A 5,311-nucleotide genomic window follows, 5' to 3' on the forward strand; every position below is an offset into this window, starting at 1 on the left:
GACTGGGCCCTGCGCCGGAGCGCCGTGGCCCGGAAGCACGACGCCGCCCTGCGGGGGCAGCGCACCCGCGCCCTGCCCGGGAACGGCCGCGCCGGGCTGCCCACCGGCCTGCCCGGACCAGCCAGGCTGCCCCTGCTGTCCCGGCTGTCCTTGCTGCCCGGGCGCCGCCGTACCGCTGCTCTGCTTCGGCGCGCCACGCCCGAGGGCGCGGATCGTCATCGTGCCGTCGTCCCGCGTGGGCGCGCCGCCGCCCGCCCCCGAACCGGTCTGGCCGGGCCGGATCGCGCGGATGGAGATCGTGCCGTCCCCGCCTGTCGTACGCCCGCCGCCGGGCGCGTCCGTATCACCGCTCGCGCCCACGCCAGGGGCACCCGCGCCGGGGCCCGGCTCCGCCGGGGGCAGCTCCGGAGCGCGCCGTGCGGGCGGCAGGGCCTGCGCGCCCGCGGGACCGCCGGCGCCACCAGAACCGCCGGCACCCCCAGCCCCGCCAGGCCCGCCGGGACCACCGGGACCGCTGGTGGCCCGGCGCGGATCCGGCACCCCCGGCCTCACGGGCCCACCGGAAGCCGGGCCTCCGGCCCCCGCTCCCGGCTCCGCCGGGTTCGAGCCCCAGGAGACGCGGCGGTCCTGCTCCCCGCCGAAACCGGACTGCCGGGCCGCATCCGCCTGCCAGGCCGACGCGGGCTCCGGCCGGGTGCCGTGCAGCCGCTGCGGATCGTTCCAGTCCATACCGACCGGAGCCGCGCCGGACGCGCCCTGGGCCGGCGGCACCGGCTCGGGCCCCGGCCCGCTCCGTACGTCCATCTCACCGCGCGGCCGCAGCTCCGGCAGCGCCCGTCCGCCGCTGTCTCCGGCGGGACCGGTAGAACCCGCAGCAGGACCAGCGGCAGGGGCCTCGTCGAGATACATGGGCCCGGTCTCGTCCGGCACCGGGGCCGTGACCTGCGTATGGGTCACCCCGGGCGGCGGCGCGGGCATGGCCTCGCCGTCGATCGGCGCGGGCCGACTGGTGCCGGGCACCCAGGCGGCGCCGTTCCAGTAACGGATATAGCCAGGGATGGACGGATCCGGATAAAAGCCAGGAAAGGAGGTGCCGTCCGCGGATCCTGAGGTAGGGGCGCTCATGATCTCCGATGTCCCGTATCTGCTCGGCCGTGCTGTGCTGCGCCGCGCCTGTGCGGTGCGTCGCGGTGGGGGGCGACAAGCAGTCTGCCGTACAAGACCCGCAGTGCAACACGGAGCGCGCTGTCAAGGTCTATCAGACCGGCCCGAGGCCCGTACCCGTCCTGGGTGGGCACCACTCTCCCGTGCGAGCGCGACGCCACCGTACGAGCGGACGCCCCGCGCCGTACGGGCCGACCGCTGCCGCCCCCTACACCGGCTCGCCCCCGCCGTACACCGGCCGGCCCCCGGCTGGGTCCGGCCCGCCTAGGTCCAGCAGACCTACGTTGACACGGCCGCGAGCCTTTCCGGCCGCGAATACTGGAAGCCATGGACCGCAACACCGAGCTCAGCGAGTTCCTGCGGACCCGCAGGGCTCGGCTGCGCCCTGAGGACGCGGGCGTGAACATGACTGCCCCAGGCCGCCGCCGGGTGCCGGGGCTGCGCCGCGAGGAGCTGGCGCATCTGGCCGGGGTCAGCACCGACTACTACACCCGGCTGGAACAGGGCCGCCATCTGAATGTCTCGGAGGCGGTGCTGGACGCCGTCGCGCGCGCCCTGCAGCTGAACGACACCGAGCGTGCGTACCTCTTCGAGCTGGCCAAGCCGAAGCCCCGCCGCGCCCAGCGCCGCCGGCCGCTCCGCCCCCAGCGGGTGCGGCCCGGGGTGTACCGCATGCTGCAGATGCTGGAGGGGGTCTCGCCCGCCTTCGTGCTCGGGCGCGGGGGCGATGTGCTGGCCTCCAACCGGCTGGCCCGCGCGCTGATCATCGACTTCGACGCGCTGCCGTACCGCGAGCGGAACATGACCCGCTTTATGTTCCTCGACCCGGCGGCCCGCGAGCTGTACCGCGAGTGGGACAAGTACGCGTCGGAAATGGTGGCCGGTCTGCGACTCCAGACGAGCCGCTACGCCGACGACCCCGGCCTCACCGAGCTGGTCGGCGAGCTGACGATCAAGAGCCCGGAGTTCCGTACGTGGTGGGCCGACCACAACGTGCGGGAGAAGTCGCACGGCGTGAAGCTCTACCACCACCCGGTGGTCGGGGACATGACACTCGCCTACGAGAACGTGACCTTCCCCGGCGATGACGATCAGGCGATGTGCATTTACACGGTCGAGCCCGGATCCCCCTCCGAGGCAGCGCTGCAGCTACTCGCGAACTGGACCGCGACCGCGCCCCCCGACCGTGCCTCGTCCTCTTCCCCCTCTCCCTCCTCCATATCCCAAAACCCCGTTCACGGAGATCACTGATATGACCACCAGCGTCACCGCGTACGCTGCCCCTGCCCCCAAGGCCCCGCTGGAGCGCACCACCATCGAGCGCCGCCCGGTCGGCGAACACGACATCCTGATCGAGATCGCGTACGCCGGCATCTGTCACTCCGATATCCACCAGGCCCGCGAGGAGTGGGGCAGCGCCCTGTTCCCGATGGTCCCGGGCCATGAGATCGCGGGCATCGTCACCGAGGTCGGCTCCGGCGTCACCAAGTACGCCGTCGGCGACCGGGTCGGCGTCGGCTGCTTCGTCGACTCCTGCCGCGAATGCGAGAACTGCCTGGCGGGCGACGAGCAGTACTGCCTCAAGGGCGAGGTGGCGACGTACAACGGCAAGGCGTACGACGGCTCCCCCACCTACGGCGGCTACAGCACCCACATCGTCGTCGACGAGAACTACGCCGTGCGCATCCCCGACGGCCTCTCCCTCGACGTCGCCGCCCCGCTGCTGTGCGCCGGCATCACCCTCTACTCCCCCCTGGACCACTGGAACGCCGGCCCCGGCAAGAAGGTCGCCATCGTCGGCCTCGGCGGCCTCGGCCACATGGGCGTCAAGATCGCCCACGCCATGGGCGCGGAGGTCACCGTCCTCTCCCAGTCCCTCCGCAAGAAGGACGACGGGCTGCGGCTGGGCGCCGACCGCTTCTACGCGACCAGCGACGAGTCGACTTTCGCCGAGCTGGCCGGCACCTTCGACCTCATCATCAACACGGTCTCGGCGAACATCCCGCTGGACGCGTACCTCTCGCTGCTCAAGCGGGAGGGCACGATGGTGCACGTGGGCGGCCCGGAGTTCCCGAGCTCGTTCAACCAGTTCTCGCTGATCATGGGCCGTAAGTCGATGGCGGGCTCGAAGATCGGCGGCATCCGGCAGACGCAGGAGATGCTGGACTTCTGCGCGAGGCACGGGTTCGGCGCGGAGATCGAGGTGATCACGGCCGACCGGATCAACGAGGCTTACGAGCGGGTCGTGAGCAGCGATGTGCGGTACCGGTTCGTGATCGATATCGCGTCGCTGAAGGGCTAGTAGGTGGTTTGGTCGGTCTTCGTGGCTATGGTCGCCACGAAGACCGACCATGCGTTTGCGGAGAATATGAGGGTGGGGCCGTCGGGGTTCTTGCTGTCACGGACGGGGACGATGCCGGGGAGGTTGTCGGCGACCTCTAGGCAGTCGCCGCCGGTGGGGTTGCTGTAGGTGGACTTACGCCACGTGGCCGCACCTCGGAAGCCCTCCGCAACTTCGAGGCAGTCACCACCGCCTCCGTTGCTGTAGGTGGACTTACGCCACCTAGCAGCGCCAGGAAAGTCTTCGGCGACTTCGAGGCACTCGCCGCCCGTCGCGTTGCTGTAGGTGGACTTGCGCCATCTAGCAGTGCTCAGTTCGGCTCGCATCGGTTGAAGTCCTCCATCGCCTGTCGGATTAGGGCAGTTGACGCAGCTGTGGGCAGCGCCATGGCGCGTACCAAATCGTATCGATAGGCGTGCCTTGCCACAGCGGTCGCGTCCTCGACCAACTCGCCCGAGATGCCTTCCAGGTAGGCCACATCCGGCCTGTTCTGGAAGGACAGCAAGGTCAGTGAGCCGCCCAGGGGGTGCCCACCAGCAGCGAACGGCAGCACCTGGATCTCGATGTTCGGAGCCTCCGAAGCCTCGGCCAAGCGCGCCAGTTGCTCACACATAACCTCGGCTCCCCCGACAGGCCGCCGCAGCACCGACTCGTCCAATACGACCCACAGAAGCGGTGACCCCGCTCGGCCGAGGAGGCTCTGCCGGTCAATCCGGACCCGCACCGTCTCTTCGATCTCGCTCGCCGTACACCAGGGGTGCCCGAGGTGCACAATCTCACGGGCGTAAGCCTCGGTCTGCAGCAGGCCCGGGACATACTGCCCCATGTACTTGCGCATCACATTCGCCCGAGCCTCGTACTGCACGAACTTCCGAGCCCAGTCCACGAGGGGCGTCCTCCTGACGTGCTCCCACAGGTCACACAGATCCCCATCCGCCCCCAGCACCGCATCCAACACGTCGTTCACGTCCTTCGGCGGGATCTCCTTCCCCAGCTCGAACTGCGCGATCCGGCTGTGCGCGATCGGAACCTTCTCCCCCAGCTCCCGCTGCGTCCACCCCGCACGCAACCGCAGCTTGCGAAGCTTCGCGCCGTACAGCGCGGCCAGTGACGTAGACGGGTCAAGTTCCTTCGGCGCAGGCATCGTCGCCCCCGTTTCCGATCTCGCACCACGAAAACCGCAGGTCTATCCACTGTAGCGCCGCTCCGTAAGCATGGAGGCACAGACAGCAACACCCCCAGGAAAGGCAGACGCAGTGAGCGGCCACCGATACGAAACACTCCCCCGCACTCTCAAACTGACCGGCGATGTGCGGCTGCACGACGGTCAGTTCGTCGTCGGGGTCCGCGTGCTGCGGGGCGAGGTGTACATGGCCACCGAGCTGGCGCACATCTCGATCGACGACGCGTCGCTGATGAACGCCCAGCTGACCCGCCTGCTCAACGAGCGCGCCTTCCCCGGCATGGACCAGCGGCAGCGGGACCGGGAACGAGCACGGTGGGGACTCTGATGCCCGACCAGAAGAACGAAACCCCCAGCCCCGACCCCAACCTTGGCCAGAACGCCAAGCGCGACGAGCTGAAGGAGATCATCCGGAAGCTCAACAAGTGGTCCTCGGGTGGAGGCGGACGACGCAGTACAACTTAAGTCGATCAGGCGCAGACCATCGGCTGACGACAGGAGGCGCCGCCACTCCCGAAACTGGTGGTGGGTCGCAGACAGCGGGCCCGGACACCAGGGGGAAACACCATGCGGGGCAGGGGAATCAGCCGGGCGCGTTTTCTGGCAGGGGCGGGGGCCGTGGG

7 protein-coding genes are annotated in these 5,311 nt (G+C 69.9%); 4 read left to right on the forward strand and 3 right to left on the reverse strand.

The features are described from left to right. Positions 1–1,125, reverse strand: a 1,125-nt coding sequence (locus tag CCN51_RS32030; RefSeq protein ID WP_143675945.1) for a DUF2510 domain-containing protein, incomplete at its 3' end; no start/stop codon positions are given. A gap of 366 nt (positions 1,126–1,491) precedes the next feature. Here CCN51_RS32030 and CCN51_RS32035 point away from each other — a divergent pair. Then, on the forward strand, positions 1,492–2,415 hold the full coding sequence (locus CCN51_RS32035) for a helix-turn-helix transcriptional regulator (RefSeq protein WP_014179238.1): 924 nt from the start codon (positions 1,492–1,494) through the stop codon (positions 2,413–2,415). A gap of 1 nt (position 2,416) precedes the next feature. Then, entirely contained in the window at positions 2,417–3,466 is a 1,050-nt protein-coding gene (locus CCN51_RS32040) for an NAD(P)-dependent alcohol dehydrogenase (protein ID WP_014179237.1), read from the forward strand. On the opposite strand, the gene CCN51_RS32045 is transcribed toward CCN51_RS32040, so the two are convergent. Further along, positions 3,463–3,831: a DUF397 domain-containing protein gene (locus CCN51_RS32045; protein WP_014179236.1), complete on the reverse strand. Its 369-nt coding sequence runs from the start codon at positions 3,829–3,831 to the stop codon at positions 3,463–3,465. The genes CCN51_RS32040 and CCN51_RS32045 overlap by 4 nt on opposite strands. Next, a complete protein-coding gene (locus tag CCN51_RS32050; RefSeq protein ID WP_086860393.1) occupies positions 3,816–4,649 on the reverse strand; it encodes a helix-turn-helix domain-containing protein in 834 nt (277 codons plus the stop codon). Before CCN51_RS32050 ends, CCN51_RS32045 begins: the two co-directional genes overlap by 16 nt. A 112-nt stretch (positions 4,650–4,761) precedes the next feature. Between CCN51_RS32050 and CCN51_RS32055 the strand changes: the two genes are divergently transcribed. Both CCN51_RS32055 and CCN51_RS56040 read left to right on the forward strand, forming a co-directional pair. Next, positions 4,762–5,016, forward strand: a complete 255-nt coding sequence (locus CCN51_RS32055; protein WP_014179234.1) for a hypothetical protein — start codon at positions 4,762–4,764, stop codon at positions 5,014–5,016. Further along, positions 5,016–5,153, forward strand: a complete 138-nt coding sequence (locus tag CCN51_RS56040; protein ID WP_014179233.1) for a hypothetical protein — start codon at positions 5,016–5,018, stop codon at positions 5,151–5,153. Before CCN51_RS32055 ends, CCN51_RS56040 begins: the two co-directional genes overlap by 1 nt. Positions 5,154–5,311: the final 158 nt, after the last annotated feature.

Origin of the sequence: Streptomyces milbemycinicus (genome assembly GCF_002154605.1) — a bacterium.
Lineage (GTDB): Bacteria > Actinomycetota > Actinomycetes > Streptomycetales > Streptomycetaceae > Streptomyces > Streptomyces milbemycinicus.

What these genes read in the sequence shown, in the direction of transcription:
- CCN51_RS32035 (WP_014179238.1), top strand. Translation starts at nt 1,492, where the DNA reads ATGGACCGCAACACCGAGCTCAGCGAGTTCCTGCGGACCCGCAGGGCT.
- CCN51_RS32040 (WP_014179237.1), top strand. Translation starts at nt 2,417, where the DNA reads ATGACCACCAGCGTCACCGCGTACGCTGCCCCTGCCCCCAAGGCCCCG.
- CCN51_RS32045 (WP_014179236.1), bottom strand. Translation starts at nt 3,831, where the DNA reads ATGCGAGCCGAACTGAGCACTGCTAGATGGCGCAAGTCCACCTACAGC.
- CCN51_RS32050 (WP_086860393.1), bottom strand. Translation starts at nt 4,649, where the DNA reads ATGCCTGCGCCGAAGGAACTTGACCCGTCTACGTCACTGGCCGCGCTG.
- CCN51_RS56040 (WP_014179233.1), top strand. Translation starts at nt 5,016, where the DNA reads ATGCCCGACCAGAAGAACGAAACCCCCAGCCCCGACCCCAACCTTGGC.